Raw genomic sequence first — 18,957 nt, 5'->3', positions numbered from 1 at the left:
CAAAAAGAAGGGGCGCCCGAAGGCGCCCCAGCTTTGAAGCTTGCGGTTGAAAGGGCCGGCGGACAGCCGGCCGGATCAGCCTCAGACCGAGTAGTACATCTCGAACTCGACCGGGTGCGGGGTCATTTCGAACCGCATCACTTCGGTCATCTTCAGGTCGATATAGGCTTCGATGAAATCAGGAGCGAAGACGCCGCCTTTCTGCAGGTAGGCGTTGTCGTCCTCCAGGGACTTCAGGGCTTCGCGCAGGGACCCGCAAACGGTCGGGATCTGCTTCAGCTCGGCCGGGGGCAGGTCGTACAGGTCCTTGTCCATGGCCGCGCCGGGATCGATGCGGTTCAAGATGCCGTCCATGCCGGCCATGAACAGGGCCGCGAACGCGAGATAGGGGTTCGCGCCCGGATCGGGGAAGCGGACCTCGACGCGCTTGGCCTTGGGGTTGTTGGTGTAGGGGATGCGGCAGGAGGCCGAGCGGTTGCGCGCGGAATAGGCGAGCAGAACCGGGGCTTCGTAGCCGGGCACCAGTCGCTTGTAGGAATTGGTCAGCGGGTTGGTGAAGGCGTTCAGCGACTTGGCATGCTTGATGATGCCGCCGATGTACCACAGGCATTCCTGGCTGAGGTCGGCATATTTGTCGCCAGCGAACAGGGGCTTTCCGTCCTTCCAGATGGACTGGTGGACGTGCATGCCCGAGCCGTTGTCGCCGAACACCGGCTTCGGCATGAAGGTCGCGGTCTTGCCATAGATGTTGGCGACCTGATGGATGCAGTACTTATAGATCTGCAGATGGTCGGCCATGGTCACCAGCGGGCCGAACTTCAGACCCAGCTCGTGCTGGGCGGAGGCGACCTCGTGGTGGTGCTTCTCGACCCTGGCGCCCATCTTGGCCATGGCGCCGAGCATTTCGGAACGCATGTCCTGCGCGCTGTCGAGCGGGGGCACGGGGAAGTAGCCGCCCTTGGTCTTGATGCGGTGGCCGAGGTTGCCGCCTTCATATTCCGTGTCGCCGTTGGACGGCAGCTCGACGGAATCGAGCTTGAAGCCGGTGTTGTACGGATCGGCCTTGAAGCGCACGTCGTCGAAGATGAAGAATTCGGCCTCGGGCCCGAAATAGACCGCGTCGCCGATGCCGGTGGACTTGGCGTAAGCCTCTGCCTTCTTGGCGATGCCGCGCGGGTCGCGCGCATAGGGCTCTCCGGTGGTCGGCTCGACCACGTCGCACACGATCGACATCGTGGTCTCGGAGAAGAAGGGGTCGATGCAGGCGGTCGCCGGGTCGGGCATGAGCTGCATGTCGGATTCGTTGATGGCCTTCCAGCCGGCGATGGAGGACCCGTCGAAGGCGGTGCCTTCGCTGAACAGATCCTCGTCGACCATGGAAAGATCGAACGTCACATGCTGCCATTTCCCGCGCGGGTCGGTGAAACGGAGATCGACGTATTTTACGTCATTAGTCTTTATGGATTCGAAGACATCCTTGACCTTAGACATGCTGGTAAGTGCCTTTCCTCTAGTACTTGTCTTATTTGTACTTTATCAGATGGCGTCGAGACCAGATTCACCCGTCCGGATTCGGATCGCTTCCTCGATGTTGGAGACGAAGATCTTGCCGTCACCGATGCGGCCGGTCTGCGCGGCGCGACGAATCGCGTCGACGGCCTTTTCGACCATGTCATCGGAGATCACCACCTCGATTTTCACCTTCGGCAGGAAATCGACCACATATTCGGCTCCACGATAGAGCTCCGTGTGGCCCTTCTGGCGGCCGAATCCCTTCGCCTCCGTGACGGTGATGCCCTGAAGACCGACATCTTGCAGCGCCTCCTTCACCTCATCGAGTTTGAAGGGTTTAATGATGGCCTCGATCTTCTTCATGCGCTCCGTCTCCCTGGCCCGTCCTACCGGCAACTGGCCGAGCCGGTTTAAGCAGGATGCGTGCCATGCGCGGCAATACATGACCTCTTCGCAGCGCCTTGGCAACACTGACTAAAAATTAGTCTTCATGCCCATGTAATAGGCGCAACAAAAACGCCGGTTGCGCGGATAATGGCCGGGAATTAGGCAGGAGCCAGATGGACACCCCCAGCATTGAGCTTCTCGATCCGGTCGAGATGGGCCAGGCGGACCGGCTGGCCATGGATGCCGGAGTCGCGGGCAGCCTGCTCATGGAGCGTGCTGGCACCGCCGTGGCCGATGTGGTCGCCCGCAGCGCCCTGAGCACCCGCGTCGCCGTGCTGTGCGGACCCGGCAATAATGGCGGTGACGGGTTCGTCGCCGCGCGCGTCCTCAAGCAACGCGGCTTTCGGGTGCGGCTTGCTCTGCTGGGCGATCGCGCCGCCCTGAAGGGCGATGCAGCCGGCGCCGCCGAACGCTGGACCGGACCGGTAGAGGATGCCGCGACGCTCGATCTCGCAGCGGCCGATGTGATCGTGGATGCGCTGTTCGGCGCGGGGCTCGCACGCGATCTCGATGGCGCGGCCCGCGCGCTCGTCGAGCGCATGGCCGCGAGCGGCAAGCCCATCGTCGCCGTCGACCTGCCCTCGGGGCTCGATGGGGCCACCGGCGCGGTTCGCGGTGCCGCCGCGAAAGCCGTGGAGACCGTCACCTTCTTCCGCCGCAAACCCGGTCATCTGCTGCTGCCGGGCCGGGCGCTGTGCGGCCGGGTGCGGGTGGCCGATATCGGCATTCCCGCCAGCGTGCTCGCGACCATTCACCCGCGCACCAGCGTCAACGCGCCGCCGGGCTGGGCGTCGCAGTTTCCCGTGCCGCAGGCGCTCGGTCATAAATATGCGCGCGGCCATGCGGTCGTGGTCAGCGGCGGCGCCTGGACCGCGGGGGCGGCCCGCCTCTGCGCGCGCGGGGCGCTGCGGGCCGGAGCCGGGCTGGTGACCGTCGCCTGTTCACCCGAGGCATTGCCGATCCACGCCGCCTCCTATGCCGCCGTGATGATGCGCCCGGCCGGCACGGCGCAGGAGCTTGCCGCGCTGCTGGAAGACCGGCGCCTTGCGACGATCGTGTTGGGGCCGGGGCTCGGCGTCGGGGCCCATGCGCGGGCGATGCTTGCGGCCGCCATCGCCCCGCATCGGCGCCTGGTGGTGGATGCCGACGCCCTCACCAGTTGCGATGCCCAAACGCTCGCGGCGCAGCTTGCCGGCACCGGCGGCGCGGTGATCACGCCCCATGACGGGGAGTTTGCGCGCCTGTTCGCCGGACATGCGGACATCCTCGATGCGCCGTCCAAGCTCGCGCGGGCGCGCGCCGCGGCGCGCATGATCGGGGCGGTGGTGGTGCTCAAGGGGGCGGACACGGTGGTCGCCAGTCCCGACGGGCGCGCGTCGATCGCCGAGAATGCCCCGCCGACCCTCGCGACGGCGGGCTCCGGCGACGTGCTGGCGGGGTTCATCGGCGGCCTGCTGTCGCAGGGCATGGCGCCGTTCGAGGCCGCCTGCGCCGCCGTCTGGCTGCACGGGGAGGCGGGCAACGAAGCCGGTTTCGGCCTCATCGCGGACGACCTTCCAGAGGCCTTGCCCGCGGTCTACGGGCGGCTGCTGTCCGATCTGGCAGGGGTTTAGAGGCCGATTCGCGGATCTGGCGTGTTTTGCGCAAGGCGGGAATGTCAGCGCCCCTCACCCGCCCGCTGTCGCGGTCGACCTCTCCCCGGCGGGGCGAGGTCGGGCGGGGTAGAGGGGAAATCGTCGTTTCCGGCGAGAGATGTCTCCCATACCCCCTCTCCCCGCCGGGGAGGGGGGTGGGGTGAGGGGGGCGGAGCCTCGCGCCCAGGGGCGAGCGATGGGGTCCGCTCAGGTCACGTCGTAGGAATGGGCGCTGACGATGGCGCCGTCGCCGCCGCGCTGGCCGATCAGCGCCCATTTGCCCGTCGCGCTCGGCACCAGGGCAGCGCGGACCGTGGAGCGCGGGGCGACCGGAATGGCATCGTGCCACCAGGGCTTCCAGCCGTCGTCCATGCCGTCGAGGATGCGGGCGGGCGCGCCATGCAGCAGCACCGCGACCGGGGTATCCTGCGTGTTTGCCAAGGACAGAACGACGCTCTGCCCCACCTTGACGCTGCCGAGGCTGGGGAACGCGGTGAGGGAGCCGGTGCCGGAAATCGACACATTGAACCGCGCGGCCGCTTCCAGCGGGATCTTCTCGGGCAGACCGTTGGAGGGCAGGGCTTCGGGCGCCGGCAAGGATTGGCCCTGGGGCGAACTGCCCGGGCCCACCGGCACCACGAGGGCGAGCTGGACCGGCAGTGCGCTGGTTTCCACATCCAGGCGGATCGGATCGGCGGTGCCCACGTCGAGGGCAATGTCGATGCGCCCGCCGGGGGTGAGCTGGGTGATGCCGTCCTTGAGCGCGAACGGCTGCACCGGCTGGCCGTCGATCGCCAGGACGAAGCAGGGCGCATCCCCGAGCTTGAGGCGCAGGAATCTTGAGCTGGCATTGACCAGCCGCAGCCGCGCCCGCCCGCCGGCCGGGGCTTCCAGCGTCGGCGAGACGGCGCCGTTCACGGTCAGCAGCGGCACTTTCATCGTGGGGTCGGGCGACCAGGCTTGTACCAGCAGCGTCAGGTCGGTGGAGAAGGGGGAGGCGCCGGGCTCCTCCACCACGAACGCGCCAACCAGGGAGCGTGCCGCCTGCTCGGGCACGAAGGCACGGTAGAGGAAGGTGCCTGCGTCGGGCGGGGTGAACGCGATGTCGCGCTTTTCACCCGGCGCGATGGCGGTGCCGGTGAGGCCGGGCACGCCGTCGAGCGCATTCGGCAGGCGCACGCCTTGCCAGTGCAGCGAGAGCGGGGCGCCGATCGCGTTCTCGACGTTCACGGCGAATGGCGCGCCGCGCTTGACCCGGAGCAGGGGGCCTGGAATGGACTCGCCGAACAGGGGCATCGGCGTCTGACCGCCGAGCTCGATGCGGACGGTGTTGGCGGCCTTGAGGCGATTGGCGGTATCCTGCGGGGTAGGTACGGAAGCCGGCGCCTGGGCGAAGGACGTCCGCGCGAACGGCGCGCTGAAGGCCAAAGCGGCGGCTCCGCTGAGGACCGCACGACGAGAAGGGGCCGATACGCGCAAGGCAGCTCTCCTGAAAATGAACGGTTGAGCGGTGCGGACCTTCCCTCGCCCTCGGGGAAAGGGCAAGCCGGATTTGCCGTTGCGGGCGGTGCCCCGGAAAAATCCCCAGGGATGGCTGCTCAGCCGGCTGCAAAGGGTGCTTTTTCTTGCTGCACGGTGACGGCAGCGTGATATAAGCCCCAGCCCGGCCGGTGCCGAGTCAAGTGGCCGCGCAGTGGAGACGTGCGCCTCGCGCAAAATGCGCGTGCGTGAATCTTCAGGTGCGTCGCTCTCGGTTCGCGGAGATCGGGCACGCGGGCGTGGCGGAACTGGTAGACGCGCGGGATTTAGGTTCCCGTGACGAAAGTCGTGGGGGTTCGAGCCCCTCCGCCCGCACCACGTCACCGGACCGTACCGTTTCAGGATGCGCAGGCACCCCAGCGGACGGGGTGCGCTTTGAGTTTTGATGGAATGACACCGCCGCGGCGGGACAAGAACGAAGGCAAGACGATGCAGGTGACCGAAACCCAGGCCGACGGCCTCAAGCGCGCCTTTCGCGTGGTGCTTCCCGCGGCGGACCTGGATGCCAAGGCCAATGGCCGCCTGACCGAGCTCAAGGGCCAGGTCCGTCTCAACGGCTTCCGCCCCGGCAAGGTGCCCGTGGCCCACCTCAAGCGCGTGTACGGCAAGTCCGTCATGGCCGAGGTGATCGAGCAGGCCGTGAGCGAAGCCAACGGCAAGATCGTCGAGGAGCACGGCTTCCGCCTGGCGCTGCAGCCGCGCGTCGAGCTGCCCAAGGACGAGGACGAGGTCACCCGCGTGATCTCCGGCGACGCCGACCTCTCCTACACCGTGGAACTTGAGATCCTGCCCGTGATCGAGCTGGGCAATTTCAAGGACATCTCCATCGAGAAGCTGGTGACCGACGTCTCCGAAGCGGAAGTGGACGAGACCCTGAGCCGCCTCGCCGATTCCAACCGCGCCTATAGCGAGAAGCAGGGCGCCGCCGAAAACGGCGACCGCGTCACCACCAATTTCGTCGGCTCCATCGACGGCGTGCCGTTCGACGGCGGCGCGGGCGAGGGCATCCAGGTGGTGATCGGCTCGAACAGCTTCATCCCCGGCTTCGAGGAGCAGCTGGTCGGCATGTCTGCCGGCGAGGCCCGCACGGTGAACGTCTCCTTCCCCGAGGCCTATGCGGCGCGCGAACTGGCCGGCAAGGCCGCCTCGTTCGAAGTGACTGCGACCCTCGTGGAAGCCCCCGGCGAGCTGGTGCTCGACGACGAGTTCGCCAAAAGCCTCGGCCAGGAAAGCCTGGACAAGCTCAAGGAGCAGATCCGCGCTCGCATCACCCAGGAACATGCCGGCGCCAGCCGCCAGAAGGTGAAGCGCGCCCTGCTCGATGCCCTCGACTCCCTGCACAAGTTCGACGTTCCGCCGACCTTGGTGTCGCAGGAGTTCGACGGCGTGTGGCAGCAGGTCCAGCAGGACCTGACCGCCCAGACCCGCACCTTCGAGGACGAAGGCACCTCCGAGGAGGCCGCACGCGGCGACTATATGCGCATCGCCGAGCGCCGTGTCCGCCTCGGGCTGGTTCTTGCGGAAATCGGGGAGCGCAACAATATTCAGGTCAGCGACGATGAAGTGACGCGTGCGGTGGTGGAGCGCGCGCGCCAGTTTCCCGGACAGGAACAGCAGGTGTGGGATTATTATCGCCGCAATCCGCAGGCGATGGCCTCCATCCGCGCCCCTCTGTACGAGGAGAAGGTCGTCGACTTCCTCCTTGAGCTCGCCAACGTGACCGAAAAGACGGTCTCCCGCGAAGAGCTCTACAAAGAGGAAGACGAGAAGGCGGCCTGAGCCTCAGGTCGTCACTGCTTCCACTGCGACGATATCGCGCGGCGCACCCATTTGGGTGGCCGCGCCTGAGGATGCGAGATGCGCGACCCCATTGAGACGTACAACAGCTATCTGGTTCCCATGGTGGTCGAGCAGACCAATCGCGGGGAGCGGTCCTACGACATTTATTCGCGCCTCCTGAAGGAGCGGATCATCTTCCTGACCGGGCCGGTGGAAGACGGCATGTCCACCCTGACGGTGGCGCAGCTCCTGTTCCTGGAAGCCGAAAATCCCAAGAAGGAAATCTCGATGTACATCAACTCCCCTGGGGGAGTGGTGACGTCGGGCCTCGCGATCTACGACACCATGCAGTTCATTCGGCCGCCGGTGTCGACGCTGTGCATCGGCCAGGCGGCCTCCATGGGCTCGCTGCTGCTAACCGCGGGCGAGAAGGGCCTGCGCTTCGCGCTGCCGAACGCTCGAATCATGGTGCACCAGCCGTCGGGCGGGTTCCAGGGCCAGGTCACCGACATCATGCTGCATGCCAAGGAAATCATGAGCCTGAAGCAGCGGCTGAATGAAATTTATGTGAAGCACACGGGCCAGCCGATCGCCAAGATCGAAGAGGCCCTGGAACGCGACAACTTCATGACGGCCACCGCCGCGCAGGAGTTTGGCCTGATCGATTCCGTACTCGATCAGCGCCCGAGCGAGGATCCGGCCAAGGCCTGATCCCTCCCTTTTTAGGGTCGAACTGACAGACGGCTCTTGCGTGCAGTGCAAGATCGCGCTTGCATGTCGCTATGAGCCGGCATCCGATCCGGCTGCGGCGGTACCCAGAGGCTCTTCCCGCCTGGGGAGACTGTTCGGGGACCCGCCGCGGCAGGCCGCGTTGGATGGCGTCACTGCATCGCCCGGGAAGCTTCACATCTTTTCGGCGGTGGCACCCTCGGACAAGCGTCTGGGCATAATCTGTGCATGTGCCTTGATTGCAACGCGAGAGGGTGATTGGCTGAACTTCGGCCGAAAGCCGAAACAGGTACTCGGGTGCGGCGCTAGTTTTGCCCGAGCCTGCATTTGGTCCTACGATCGTTCACTGTGTTTGCGGTGCGCGGGCGGACAGACCGGACGGAGAAGAAGATGAGCAAGACCGGCGGCAGCGACAGCAAGAACACGCTTTACTGCTCGTTCTGCGGCAAAAGCCAGCACGAGGTCCGCAAGCTCATCGCAGGACCTACGGTCTTTATTTGCGACGAGTGTGTCGAACTGTGCATGGATATCATCCGCGAGGAGTCGAAGTCCTCGTTGGTGAAGTCGCGGGATGGCATTCCGACCCCGAAGGAAATTCGCAAGGTGCTCGATGACTATGTCATCGGCCAGGAGCACGCGAAGAAGGTCCTCTCGGTGGCCGTGCACAATCATTACAAGCGCCTGAACCACGCCACGAAGCACGGCGACGTCGAGTTGGCCAAGTCCAACATCATGCTGATCGGGCCCACCGGCTCCGGCAAGACGCTGCTGGCCCAGACGTTGGCGCGCATTCTCGACGTGCCGTTCACCATGGCCGATGCCACCACGCTCACCGAAGCCGGCTATGTCGGCGAGGATGTGGAAAACATCATCCTGAAGCTGCTCCAGGCCGCCGACTACAATGTCGAGCGGGCGCAGCGCGGCATTGTCTACATCGACGAAATCGACAAGATCAGTCGCAAGTCCGACAATCCCTCCATCACCCGCGACGTGTCGGGCGAGGGTGTCCAGCAGGCGCTGCTCAAGATCATGGAAGGCACGGTCGCGTCCGTGCCGCCGCAGGGTGGTCGCAAGCATCCCCAGCAGGAGTTCCTGCAGGTGGACACGACCAACATCCTGTTCATCTGCGGCGGCGCGTTCGCCGGGCTCGACAAGATCATTTCGACCCGCGGCAAGGGCGGCACCTCCATCGGCTTCGCGGCCAAGGTCGCGGCCGTGGAAGACCGCCGGCCGGGCGAGGTGTTCCGCGAAGTGGAGCCCGAGGATTTGCTGAAGTATGGCCTGATCCCCGAGTTCATCGGTCGTCTGCCGGTTCTGGCGACGCTCGGCGACCTCGATGAGGCGGCCCTCAAGCAAATCCTGTCCGAGCCCAAGAATGCGCTGGTGAAGCAGTATCAGCGCCTGTTCGAGATGGAGAACGTGGACCTGACCATCCACGAGGACGCGCTCGGCGCCATCGCCCGCAAGGCGATCGAGCGCAAGACCGGCGCCCGTGGCCTGCGCTCCATCATGGAAGGCATCCTGCTCGACACCATGTTCGACCTCCCCGGCCTTGAGGGCGTGGAGGAAGTGGTGATCAGCAAGGAAGTGGTCGAGCAGGGAGCCCGGCCTCTCTACATCTACGCCGACCGTGTCGGCGATGCCGGCGCCAGTGCGTGAGGCTCCGCATACCGTTCAGGCCCCTCGCGCCGCGTGCGCGGGGGTGGTGTCAAAGCTTGCCCACGGCGCGGCTTTTCTTTCCGGAACAGCGGGATCGGTCATTTTCAGGGCGATCCCCCGGAGACTTGAACCGACGATCTTGAAACTCGTGGGCCGGCTCTCCATTTCAATTTCGAAGAATCCGGTCTCCGGGCTCGGTACTCGTGCCTCTCGCGGCTTTGCCACTTCTGCTTTGCCCGCTCCAGCATTGAAATCCCGCTCCCGTCCCGGCTGCGCTACGCAGGCGGACAGGCGTCCGTCTGTGCCGGCGTCACAAGAAAGGATTGGGTCATGACGAGCCAAAAGCCGCGCCCCGCGCTCGTTGCCGGCGTCTCTCAGACGTTCCCGGTGCTTCCGCTTCGGGATATTGTTGTTTTCCCCCATATGATCGTTCCCCTGTTCGTCGGCCGCGAGAAGTCCATTCGCGCCCTCGAGGAGGTGATGCGCGGCGACACCTATATTCTCCTGGCGACCCAGGAGAACGCCTCCGACGACGATCCGGCGACCGACGCGATCTACACTGTCGGCACGCTCGCGACAGTGCTTCAATTGCTGAAGCTGCCCGACGGTACCGTGAAGGTGCTGGTGGAAGGCATCACCCGTGCGCAGGTGGTCAAATATACCGATCGCGCCGACCTCTATGAGGCCGAGGCGATCACGCTCGACGACGAGATCGGCGACCGCGTCGAGGGCGAGGCCCTTGCCCGCTCGGTGGTCAATGAGTTCGAGAATTATGTGAAGCTCAACAAGAAGGTGTCGCCCGAGGTGGTCGGCGTCGTCGGTCAGATCGACGACCATTCCAAGCTCGCCGACACCATCGCCTCTCATCTCGCGGTGAAGATCCCCGAGAAGCAGGGCGTTCTGGAGACCATCAAGGTCGCCGAGCGCCTGGAGAAGGTGCTCGGGCTGATGGAGAGTGAAATCTCCGTGCTCCAGGTGGAGAAGCGCATCCGCACGCGGGTGAAGCGCCAGATGGAGAAGACCCAGCGCGAGTATTATCTCAACGAGCAGATGAAGGCGATCCAGAAGGAACTCGGCGACGAGGACGGCCGCGACGACCTTCAGGAGCTGGAAGACCGCATCAAGAAGACCAAGCTCTCCAAGGAAGCCCGTGAAAAGGCGACCCATGAGCTGAAGAAGCTGCGCCAGATGTCGCCCATGTCGGCGGAAGCCACCGTGGTGCGCAATTATCTGGACTGGCTGCTGTCGATCCCGTGGGGGATCAAGAGCAAGGTCAAGAAGGACCTGCCGTTCGCCCAGTCGATCCTCGATGCCGATCATTACGGCCTCGACAAGGTCAAGGAGCGGATCGTCGAGTATCTCGCCGTGCAGAGCCGTGCCAACAAGCTCTCGGGTTCCATCCTGTGCCTCGTCGGCCCTCCGGGCGTCGGCAAGACCTCGCTGGGCAAGTCCATCGCCAAGGCGACGGGCCGCGAGTTCGTGCGTGTCTCCCTCGGCGGCGTGCGTGACGAGGCGGAGATTCGCGGTCACCGGCGGACCTATATCGGCTCCATGCCCGGCAAGATCGTGCAGTCCATGCGCAAGGCGAAGAAGTCCAACCCGCTCTTCCTGCTCGACGAAATCGACAAGATGGGCGCGGACTTCCGCGGCGATCCCTCCTCGGCCTTGCTTGAGGTGCTGGATCCGGAGCAGAACGCGACGTTCAACGATCATTACCTGGAGGTCGACTACGACCTCTCCAACGTGATGTTCGTGACCACCGCCAACACCCTCAACATCCCGCCGGCGCTGCTGGACCGGATGGAGGTGATCCGCATCGCCGGATACACCGAGGACGAGAAGGCGGAGATTTCGCGCAAGCACCTGATCCCGAATGCGATCACGAAGCACGGTCTGCAGCCGAAGGAATTCGCCATCGACGATGGCGCCCTGATGCTGCTGATCCGCCGCTACACCCGCGAGGCGGGCGTGCGCAACCTGGAGCGCGAGCTCTCCACACTGGCCCGCAAGGCCGTGAAGGAGCTGGTGATGTCCAAGCGCAAGTCCGTGAAGGTCACGGCCAAGAACCTCGAGGACTTCCTCGGTGCGCCGCGCTTCCGCTATGGCGAGATCGAGGGCGAGGATCAGGTCGGCTTGGTGACGGGCCTCGCGTGGACTGAGGTGGGCGGCGAGCTGCTGACCATCGAAGGCGTCATGATGCCCGGCAAGGGCAAGATGACGGTGACGGGAAACCTGCGGGACGTGATGAAGGAATCCATCTCTGCGGCGGCGTCCTACGTCCGCTCGCGGGCGGTTGATTTCGGCATCGAGCCGCCCTTGTTCGAGCGCCGGGACATCCATGTCCACGTGCCCGAAGGGGCGACCCCGAAGGATGGTCCGTCCGCCGGCGTCGCCATGGCGACCACCATCGTCTCGGTGCTCACCGGCATTCCGGTGCGGCGCGACGTGGCCATGACGGGTGAAATCACCCTGCGCGGCCGTGTCCTGCCCATCGGCGGGCTGAAGGAAAAGCTGCTGGCCGCCCTGCGCGGCGGCATCAAGACCGTCCTCATCCCTGAGGAAAATGCGAAGGACCTGGCGGACATTCCGGCCAATGTGAAGAACGCCATGGAGATCATCCCGGTGTCTCGCATGGACGAAGTGCTCAAGAATGCGCTGGTTCGCAAGCCGGAACCCATTGAATGGACGGAACGTCCAATCACGGCGGCCGTGCCCGACGAAGATGCGGCTGGCGTGGTGGCTCACTGAGCAAATTCAAAGGCTTAAGTCATGGTGAGAGGCGGCCCCGAAAGGGTGCCGCCTCTTTCTTTTTGCGGCACGGAATGCGAGAAATCGTGCATTGATGCGGGTTTGTGGAGGATCGCGCTTGCAAAAGCCGCATTTTCCGTAAAGCTTCCCGCCCATCGCTGCGGGCGCATGCGTCCCACGATTCGAAGACAACAACGGAAGGAACGGTCACATGACCACCAAGAACGAACTGATCGCCGCGGTGGCCGACGAGGCCAAGCTGACGAAGGCGGCTGCGGCGGCCGCGGTGGACGCGACGTTCGACATCATCGCCCAGGCGCTCCAGAAGGGCGAAGAAGTGAAGCTCATCGGCTTCGGCAGCTTCTCGGTGGTGAGCCGCGCGGCGCGCGAAGGACGTAACCCCCGCACCGGCAAGCCGGTGAAGATCAAGGCCTCCAAGGCTCCGAAGTTCACGCCCGGCAAGGGCCTGAAGGAAGCCGTGAACGGCTGATCCTCCACCCGTGGGGGTGCTGCTTCGTCGCAACGACGCAAGAAGCGCCCCCCGGGTCGCTTGCCGGCCCGTGTGGGCTGGTGCGGGCATCTCCCGCAGATCGGAAGCCGTCGCGCCGTCAGAGGCCGCGCAACGCGGCCCTGATGGCGCGGCTTTCCGCATGTGGATCTAAAACGCCTTGGGGACCGGCCGCGCCCGGCTTGCGCCCCGAACACAGGGCGCTTAAAGCTTTCCCGCGGTCGCCAGTGCCCAGGGTCAGGCGGCGATCGACATGCAAGGGGACTTCGGCCCCGCGCGTCGAGGAATGATCCGCGCTACGGCGCTGGAATGCGACATTCCTTGGGATGGGCGGTTAGCTCAGTTGGTAGAGCATCTCGTTTACACCGAGAGGGTCGGCGGTTCGAGCCCGTCACCGCCCACCACCCTTCCGCCGGTTCCTCTCGCCGGTCTGTACTCCAGTCCCCTCGGGGCCCCTGCGCGGCCGACACGGCGCGATTCGCCATTTCGAAGCGTTCCCCCGCCTTGCCTGCTCTTTGCCCGCACCGCGCCGGGCTCACGCCCCTCGCCTGGGGTTTCCCTGTGGCTCGGGCTTCAGCACTCTGCCGGTGCCTGTTGCGTGAGGGCGCCGCCCCTCGCCCGCGCGCGGCGGAGAGTTTTGCACAGGCTGGCCAAAAATGCGGGCGCTTCGCTTGACTTGGTCGGGGCCGCGCCTTATCACCCGCCATCTCGACGCGCCGCCACGAAGGCAGCGTCGCTCGGGGGGTGTAGCTCAGTTGGTTAGAGCGCCGGCCTGTCACGCCGGAGGTCGCGGGTTCGAGCCCCGTCACTCCCGCCATTCATTCCAAAACCACTGATACGAACTTTACTCGCGCTATAAAGCGCGGGGCGAGCGTTCCATGGACGCGGTCGGGCGTCGTGTCGCGCGGCCATGCTCCTGCGCCCGTCGTACGCACGCGGCCCAAGACTCATCTTGTTCTCTTTTTGTTCTTATGGAATCCTGTGCCTCGATCTAAGAGGTGCCCCATGCCGCGCGAACCGAAGTCCTCACAGCCCAAGCCGGCCGAGTCCCGGACCGCCGATCCCGCCGATTTCGATGTGAGCGAGCCGGATATCGACGCCGCCGTCGCGGCCTGCGACGGTGATGCGCGCGCCACCATCCGCGCGCTGCTGGTGGCCTATGCGATGCTGGAGCGGGACATGAGCCTCATGACCTCGGCCGGCTTCGCCCGGCGCCCGATGCCGCCCCGTCGGCCCGGGTGAGACGCGCTCATGCCCGCCAGAGCACGCCGGAATCGATCTGCGCCAGGCTTGAGCGGCCGGTGAGGGCCATGGCGACTTCAAGTTCCGCCCGCAGCAGATGGATCGCGTGCGCCACCCCCGCCGCGCCCGCCACCGCCAGCGCGTGAATATAGGGCCGGCCGATCAGCACAGCGCTTGCCCCGAGCGCCAGCGCCTTCAGGACATCGGTGCCGCGTCGCACCCCGCCATCCAGCAGCAGCGGCACGGCGCCAGCCACGGCCTCGGCGATACGGGGCAGGGCCTCGATGGTGGCGGGCACGGTATCGAGCGCGCGGCCGCCATGATTGGAGACGATGACCGCCGCCATGCCGGCCTGCGCGGCGCGGCGGGCGTCTGCCGGGTTGAGGATGCCCTTCACGACGATCGGCAAATCAGTGAGACCGGCGAGCCAATCCAGATCGCGCCAGGTGGCTGCGCCGTCGAGGAAGCCGGAGAACAGCGGGCTTTGGCCGATTTCGGCCGATGCGGGCGGCCCGGCGCGCATGCCGCGTAGGTTCACCGCCTCGATGCCAGGCGGCAGGCGGAAGCCCGCGCGTTGCTCGCGGTTGCGCAGGCTTGCGGGAGCGTCGGCGGTCACCACCAGGGCGCGATAGCCGGCCGCTTTGGCCCGGGCCGCGAGATCGGCCGTGAACCCGCGATCGTGCTGGATATAGAGCTGGAACCAGAGCGGCCCCGCCGCCGCCGCCGCGATGTGTTCCAGGCTTTCGCTGGCCTGAGTGCTGACGATGGTCAGGGCCTTCGCCGCGCCCGCGCCCATGACGGTCGCGATCTCGCCTTCGGGATGCACCAGCCGGTGATATGCCACTGGCGCCAGTAGGATCGGATGCTCCAGTGTGAGCCCCAGCAGGGAGAGGCGGGTATTGGCGCCGGAAAGGTCCGCGAGCACGCTGTTCTGAAGCTTCAGGCGAGCGAAGGCGGCGCGATTTTCCCGCAGCGAGATTTCATCAGCCGCCCCGCCATTCACATAGGCGCGCACGCTCTCGCTCATGCGCTGTTCGGCGCGTGCTTCATAATCGGCGAGGGCGACGGCGGGGGATGAAAAATCCATGCCCCGTTTCTTACACCAGCCTCGCGCCCGGTGCGCGGGGGCGAGTTGAAGAGGCGGGCGGTTTCATCGCCTCACGTGTCCTGGTGGAGCGATGCCGAGGCCGTGGTGCCGGGGCCGTCCGCGTCGCCCCCCGGAGCAGGACCGGCCGCACGGATCACCTCGAAAATATGGCGCATGGCCCGCTCTTCCGCTTCCGTCAGGCGGCCGTCCCGCTTGATCATTCCCATCAGGAGCGGCAGCACGACGGACATTTCCTTCCGGTTGGCCGCAAGGCGCCTGGAGGCGGTGGTGGCCCCGTTCTGGCTGCCCGTCAGGGCCATGGCGCTCTCCCGCAGCGCATGGCGCAGGGCCTCGTCGAAGGACTGTCGCAGGACCCCCGCCACATGGGCCGAATAGGCGTCAATGGCGGCCCATTGGACATCTCGCGGCACCTCGGCCCTGGCGGCGACAAAACGGATGAGCTTTTGACCATCGCGCGCCCGCTCCACGGCACCGCGCACCGACCGGTGCAGGCCACCGCCGGCCGGCGGTGCCGGGATTGGGGCTGCGGCCGGCTTGGCGCGCCAGCCCACTTTCTTGGGCGAGCGGCGGGGCAGGGGCGACGGCGGCCGGGGCGGCGCGGGCAGGAGATTGGTGGGCGCCGGCCACGGCTGCATCCAAGAGGGAACAGCAGCGCGCTTCATATGGAAATAGAGCTGTGCCGTCAGGAAGGCATCCTGGAACGCATCATGCTGCTCGGCTTGCGATCCAAGGCCGAGCCGGCTGACGCAGGACGAAAGCTTGGCCGAGTGGCCGGGCCAGTGCCCCTGAGCCGCCTGCATGGTGCAGAAGACCCGCTTTTCTATGGGGCTCCGCTCTGCCTTTCTCAGCTCGCGCGCGACATAATGCATGTCGAAAACGGCGTTGTGCATGACCAGGCAGTCAGCCCAATCGAGCCAGTCCCGAACCTCGTCCGCTTCCTCCGCGAACAGGGGCTGGAAGCGCAGAAGCCAATCATCCCAGCCGTGGACCGCCTGTGCGCCGGGATGGGAATCCTTGCGCGGGTCGTAGACGCGGTAGACGTGATCCACATAGGTTCCGCGGTCGAAGCGGATCGCGGCGAGGGCGATGAGTTTGTCGTAAGGCAGGACACCCGTGGTTTCGGTGTCGAGTACGATGATGCGTTGATGTGGCATGTGCCCCCAGCCGTTTTGACGAAATCATGGGGTCGGCAATCACAGATTGTCCAGATCGTTCGGCACACAGCTCACACGCCGGACTTTGCGTCGCGGGGTGGAAGGCGCGGAGAGTGTGGGGAATGATAATGGTACAGGTGGGTGGGCTCGAACCACCGACCTCCGGTGCCACAGACCGGCGCTCTAACCAACTGAGCTACACCTGCGAACCTTCTGTGCGCCAGGGGCACTGAAGAGAGAGCGGAACCTACTCGGGACGTTTCGGCATTTCAAGGGGGCAGCGTGGATTGTCCAGCGCCGTTTTACGCTTTCCTGCCGCCGGAAAGCCGACGGCTCGGCGCATCTTCCGCACAGGCCGCATCCGGGCCTGCCGCCTCCGCGTGCGGAACGGAATCCCGTGCGGAACGGAATCCGCCGGCGATCATGCGCGTCGCGGCGGCGCGTGCTAGCTTGAGCTTGGCTGGCGATGTCCAGGATTTTTCATACGACAAAGCGTCACGATTGACGGCGGGAAATAAAAACTTAAACAAAATCTACCCGATCGGGGGAATTATGGGGGGAGGTAATGAAATACACGTTTACCAGTCTCTGGTTTGCTTTGTCCTGTCTGCTGATGATCGCTGCACCCGCGCATGCGGCAGGAAAACAGGATTTCGTGCTTGTGAACAAAACCGGCTATGACATCAGCCACGTCTATGTCTCGCCCGTGAAGTCCGATGACTGGGAAGAGGACGTTCTCGGCAAGGACCTTCTGGAAGACGGCGATACTTGGACAATCAAGTTTAATCGCAAGACGAGCGCCTGCAAATGGGACCTGAAAGTGGTCTATGACGACGATGATTCGACCGCGGTGTGGCAGAATATCGATTTGTGCAGCGTGTCCAAGATTACGATTCGTTATAATCGCAAATCGGATACCACAAGCGCCACGTTCGATTGAGCCACCGTCGGCTGCGTTTTGAGCCCCGCCCCCCAAAGGGCGGGGCTTTGTTGTTTGGGCCGCGAGATCAGGCCGAGGGCGGCTCGGCCACATCGGGGGCGGGCGCGTAGATCTTGCCGCCGCCGTCGCGGAACTTCTTCGACATCTCCTCCATGCCGGCCTCGGCTTCTGCCCGGGCGATATCACCGGCTTCGATCTTCAGCTCCTGGCTGATTTTCATGGAGCAGAATTTCGGCCCGCACATGGAGCAGAAATGCGCCACCTTGGCGCCTTCCGCCGGCAAGGTTTCATCGTGAAAGGATTCCGCCGTCTCCGGGTCCAGGGAGAGCGCGAACTGGTCGCGCCAGCGGAACGAGAAGCGGGCCCGGGAGAGCGCATCGTCGCGGATGCGCGCGGCCGGGTGGCCTTTTGCAAGATCGGCCGCATGGGCAGCGATCTTGTAGGAGATCACGCCGGTCTTCACATCGTCCCGATTGGGCAGGCCGAGATGCTCCTTCGGCGTCACGTAGCAGAGCATGGCGGTGCCAAACCAGCCGATCATGGCCGCGCCGATGGCCGAGGAGATGTGGTCATAGCCGGGCGAAATGTCCGTCACCAACGGGCCTAACGTATAGAAGGGCGCCTCGTGGCAGACCTTAAGCTGCTTTTCCACATTCTCGCGGATGAGGTGCAGCGGCACATGGCCGGGGCCCTCGATCATCACCTGAACATCATGCTTCCAGGCGATTTCGGTGAGTTCGCCCAGCGTCTCCAACTCGGCGAACTGAGCGGCGTCATTGGCGTCGGCGATGGAGCCGGGGCGCAGACCATCGCCGAGCGAGAAGGCGACGTCGTATTGGGCGAGGATCTCGCACAATTCTTCGAAATGCTCGTAGAGGAAGCTCTCCTTGTGGTGCGCGAGGCACCATTTGGCCATGATGGAGCCGCCACGCGAGACGATGCCGGTGACGCGGTTGGCGGTCAGCGGCACATAGGCGAGGCGCACGCCGGCGTGGACGGTCATATAGTCCACGCCCTGCTCGGCCTGCTCGATCACCGTGTCGCGGAAGATCTCCCATGTGAGGTCCTCGGCGACGCCATTCACCTTCTCCAGCGCCTGGTAGATGGGCACCGTGCCGATGGGGACCGGGGCATTGCGGATGATCCATTCGCGGATGGTGTGGATGTTCTTGCCGGTGGACAGGTCCATCACCGTGTCGCCGCCCCAGCGGATCGCCCACACCAGCTTGTCCACCTCCTCGGCAACCCCCGAGGTGACGGCGGAATTGCCGATATTGGCATTGATCTTCACCAGGAAGTTCCGGCCGATGGCCATCGGCTCGGTTTCGAGATGGTTGATGTTGTTGGGGATGATGGCGCGGCCGCGCGCCACTTCCTCGCGCACGAATTCCGCGGTGATGTCGGTGGGAATGGCCGAGCCGAGGCCCATGGCCTTGTGGTGCGGGTGGGCGCCGCCATTGGCCCGCGCGAGATTTTCGCGGGCGGCCACATATTCCATTTCGGCGGTGATGATGCCGGCGCGGGCATAGGCCATCTGGGTCGGACGCTTGCCGGGCTTGGCCTTCAGGGGCTTCCTGCCGGTGCGGTCGAAGGCGGGCAGGTGGCTGGTCTGGCCCGGCTTCAGGCCATCGTCTTCCGGCTTCTGCGCGCGCCCTTCCACTTCCTCGACATCGCCGCGTTCCAGCACCCAACTGCGGCGCAGCTCCGCGAGGCCTTTGGTCAAATCGATCAGGGCGGCGGGGTCGGTATAGGGGCCGGAGGTGTCATAGACGCGGACCGGACGTTCGGCCGGATCGGAGAGGCTGATCTCCCGCATCGCCACCTGCACGTCGGGACGATCGGCGGGGATGAACACCTTGCTGGACTGGAGCAGGGGGCCTGTCGTCACCTTCAGGGATGAGGTGGAGGCTTCGTCGAGCATACGGATCTCCTTCAAGCTCGCGCTTCAAATGAGATCC

General features: G+C 65.2%; 14 protein-coding genes and 4 tRNA genes. 11 read left to right on the top strand and 7 right to left on the bottom strand.

Translation table 11 applies throughout. The features are described 5' to 3' along the window. Positions 1-81: 81 nt before the first annotated feature. Entirely contained in the window at positions 82-1,491 is a 1,410-nt protein-coding gene (glnA, locus tag V5F77_RS18195) for a type I glutamate--ammonia ligase (protein ID WP_429006750.1), read from the bottom strand. Positions 1,492-1,536: 45 nt separating this feature from the next. Further along, positions 1,537-1,875: a P-II family nitrogen regulator gene (locus tag V5F77_RS18190; protein WP_429006749.1), complete on the bottom strand. Its 339-nt coding sequence runs from the start codon at positions 1,873-1,875 to the stop codon at positions 1,537-1,539. Between the two features lie 197 nt (positions 1,876-2,072). Between V5F77_RS18190 and V5F77_RS18185 the strand changes: the two genes are divergently transcribed. Then, positions 2,073-3,572 carry an NAD(P)H-hydrate dehydratase gene (locus V5F77_RS18185; RefSeq protein WP_429006748.1) on the top strand — a complete coding sequence of 500 codons (1,500 nt, stop codon included), beginning with the start codon at positions 2,073-2,075 and terminating at the stop codon, positions 3,570-3,572. Positions 3,573-3,800: 228 nt separating this feature from the next. On the opposite strand, the gene V5F77_RS18180 is transcribed toward V5F77_RS18185, so the two are convergent. Continuing rightward, the gene (locus V5F77_RS18180; protein WP_429006747.1) at positions 3,801-5,072 is read right to left on the bottom strand and encodes a multicopper oxidase family protein; all 1,272 of its coding nucleotides are present in this window, start codon (positions 5,070-5,072) and stop codon (positions 3,801-3,803) included. Between the two features lie 293 nt (positions 5,073-5,365). Here V5F77_RS18180 and V5F77_RS18175 point away from each other — a divergent pair. From V5F77_RS18175 to V5F77_RS18135, 9 genes are all read left to right on the top strand, one after another. Further along, a tRNA-Leu gene (locus V5F77_RS18175) sits at positions 5,366-5,450 on the top strand. A gap of 111 nt (positions 5,451-5,561) precedes the next feature. Then, complete coding sequence (gene tig / locus V5F77_RS18170; protein WP_429006793.1) at positions 5,562-6,911, top strand: trigger factor; 1,350 nt, start codon at positions 5,562-5,564, stop codon at positions 6,909-6,911. Between the two features lie 78 nt (positions 6,912-6,989). Then, a complete protein-coding gene (gene clpP / locus V5F77_RS18165) occupies positions 6,990-7,622 on the top strand; it encodes an ATP-dependent Clp endopeptidase proteolytic subunit ClpP (protein WP_429006746.1) in 633 nt (210 codons plus the stop codon). 408 nt (positions 7,623-8,030) lie between these two features. Then, the gene (gene clpX / locus V5F77_RS18160; protein ID WP_429006745.1) at positions 8,031-9,299 is read left to right on the top strand and encodes an ATP-dependent Clp protease ATP-binding subunit ClpX; all 1,269 of its coding nucleotides are present in this window, start codon (positions 8,031-8,033) and stop codon (positions 9,297-9,299) included. A gap of 330 nt (positions 9,300-9,629) precedes the next feature. Continuing rightward, positions 9,630-12,047, top strand: a complete 2,418-nt coding sequence (lon, locus tag V5F77_RS18155; protein WP_429006744.1) for an endopeptidase La — start codon at positions 9,630-9,632, stop codon at positions 12,045-12,047. A 211-nt stretch (positions 12,048-12,258) separates the two neighbouring features. Continuing rightward, a complete protein-coding gene (locus V5F77_RS18150; protein WP_348845029.1) occupies positions 12,259-12,537 on the top strand; it encodes an HU family DNA-binding protein in 279 nt (92 codons plus the stop codon). 346 nt (positions 12,538-12,883) lie between these two features. Then, positions 12,884-12,959: transfer RNA gene (locus V5F77_RS18145), tRNA-Val, on the top strand. A gap of 336 nt (positions 12,960-13,295) precedes the next feature. Then, positions 13,296-13,372: transfer RNA gene (locus tag V5F77_RS18140), tRNA-Asp, on the top strand. Positions 13,373-13,560: 188 nt separating this feature from the next. Further along, positions 13,561-13,797, top strand: coding sequence for a hypothetical protein (locus V5F77_RS18135; RefSeq protein ID WP_429006743.1), 237 nt, complete (start codon positions 13,561-13,563; stop codon positions 13,795-13,797). A 7-nt stretch (positions 13,798-13,804) separates the two neighbouring features. Here the strand turns inward: V5F77_RS18135 and V5F77_RS18130 are convergent, their stop codons facing one another. The 3 genes from V5F77_RS18130 to V5F77_RS18120 all read right to left on the bottom strand — a co-directional run bounded on the left by V5F77_RS18130 (position 13,805) and on the right by V5F77_RS18120 (position 16,265). Beyond that, positions 13,805-14,884 carry an alpha-hydroxy acid oxidase gene (locus tag V5F77_RS18130; RefSeq protein ID WP_429006742.1) on the bottom strand — a complete coding sequence of 360 codons (1,080 nt, stop codon included), beginning with the start codon at positions 14,882-14,884 and terminating at the stop codon, positions 13,805-13,807. Between the two features lie 71 nt (positions 14,885-14,955). Next, positions 14,956-16,059: a 3'-5' exonuclease gene (locus V5F77_RS18125; protein ID WP_429006741.1), complete on the bottom strand. Its 1,104-nt coding sequence runs from the start codon at positions 16,057-16,059 to the stop codon at positions 14,956-14,958. Positions 16,060-16,188: 129 nt separating this feature from the next. Then, positions 16,189-16,265 (bottom strand) — tRNA-His (locus V5F77_RS18120). 359 nt (positions 16,266-16,624) lie between these two features. On the opposite strand from V5F77_RS18120, the gene V5F77_RS18115 reads away from it, so the two are divergent. Then, complete coding sequence (locus V5F77_RS18115; RefSeq protein WP_429006740.1) at positions 16,625-16,999, top strand: hypothetical protein; 375 nt, start codon at positions 16,625-16,627, stop codon at positions 16,997-16,999. Between the two features lie 67 nt (positions 17,000-17,066). Here the strand turns inward: V5F77_RS18115 and thiC are convergent, their stop codons facing one another. Further along, entirely contained in the window at positions 17,067-18,920 is a 1,854-nt protein-coding gene (gene thiC, locus V5F77_RS18110; RefSeq protein ID WP_429006739.1) for a phosphomethylpyrimidine synthase ThiC, read from the bottom strand. Positions 18,921-18,957 lie beyond the last annotated feature (37 nt).

Origin of the sequence: Roseixanthobacter psychrophilus, assembly GCF_043195195.1 — a bacterium.
Taxonomy (GTDB): domain Bacteria; phylum Pseudomonadota; class Alphaproteobacteria; order Rhizobiales; family Xanthobacteraceae; genus NCEH01.
This window is presented reverse-complemented; position numbering and strand designations above follow the sequence as displayed.

Excerpts from the sequence above, each read along its gene's own strand:
- V5F77_RS18185 (WP_429006748.1), top strand. The coding sequence starts at position 2,073 with ATGGACACCCCCAGCATTGAGCTTCTCGATCCGGTCGAGATGGGCCAG.
- clpP (WP_429006746.1), top strand. The coding sequence starts at position 6,990 with ATGCGCGACCCCATTGAGACGTACAACAGCTATCTGGTTCCCATGGTG.
- glnA (WP_429006750.1), bottom strand. The coding sequence starts at position 1,491 with ATGTCTAAGGTCAAGGATGTCTTCGAATCCATAAAGACTAATGACGTA.
- clpX (WP_429006745.1), top strand. The coding sequence starts at position 8,031 with ATGAGCAAGACCGGCGGCAGCGACAGCAAGAACACGCTTTACTGCTCG.
- V5F77_RS18125 (WP_429006741.1), bottom strand. The coding sequence starts at position 16,059 with ATGCCACATCAACGCATCATCGTACTCGACACCGAAACCACGGGTGTC.
- thiC (WP_429006739.1), bottom strand. The coding sequence starts at position 18,920 with ATGCTCGACGAAGCCTCCACCTCATCCCTGAAGGTGACGACAGGCCCC.
- V5F77_RS18115 (WP_429006740.1), top strand. The coding sequence starts at position 16,625 with ATGAAATACACGTTTACCAGTCTCTGGTTTGCTTTGTCCTGTCTGCTG.
- V5F77_RS18190 (WP_429006749.1), bottom strand. The coding sequence starts at position 1,875 with ATGAAGAAGATCGAGGCCATCATTAAACCCTTCAAACTCGATGAGGTG.
- V5F77_RS18150 (WP_348845029.1), top strand. The coding sequence starts at position 12,259 with ATGACCACCAAGAACGAACTGATCGCCGCGGTGGCCGACGAGGCCAAG.
- tig (WP_429006793.1), top strand. The coding sequence starts at position 5,562 with ATGCAGGTGACCGAAACCCAGGCCGACGGCCTCAAGCGCGCCTTTCGC.
- V5F77_RS18130 (WP_429006742.1), bottom strand. The coding sequence starts at position 14,884 with ATGGATTTTTCATCCCCCGCCGTCGCCCTCGCCGATTATGAAGCACGC.
- lon (WP_429006744.1), top strand. The coding sequence starts at position 9,630 with ATGACGAGCCAAAAGCCGCGCCCCGCGCTCGTTGCCGGCGTCTCTCAG.
- V5F77_RS18135 (WP_429006743.1), top strand. The coding sequence starts at position 13,561 with ATGCCGCGCGAACCGAAGTCCTCACAGCCCAAGCCGGCCGAGTCCCGG.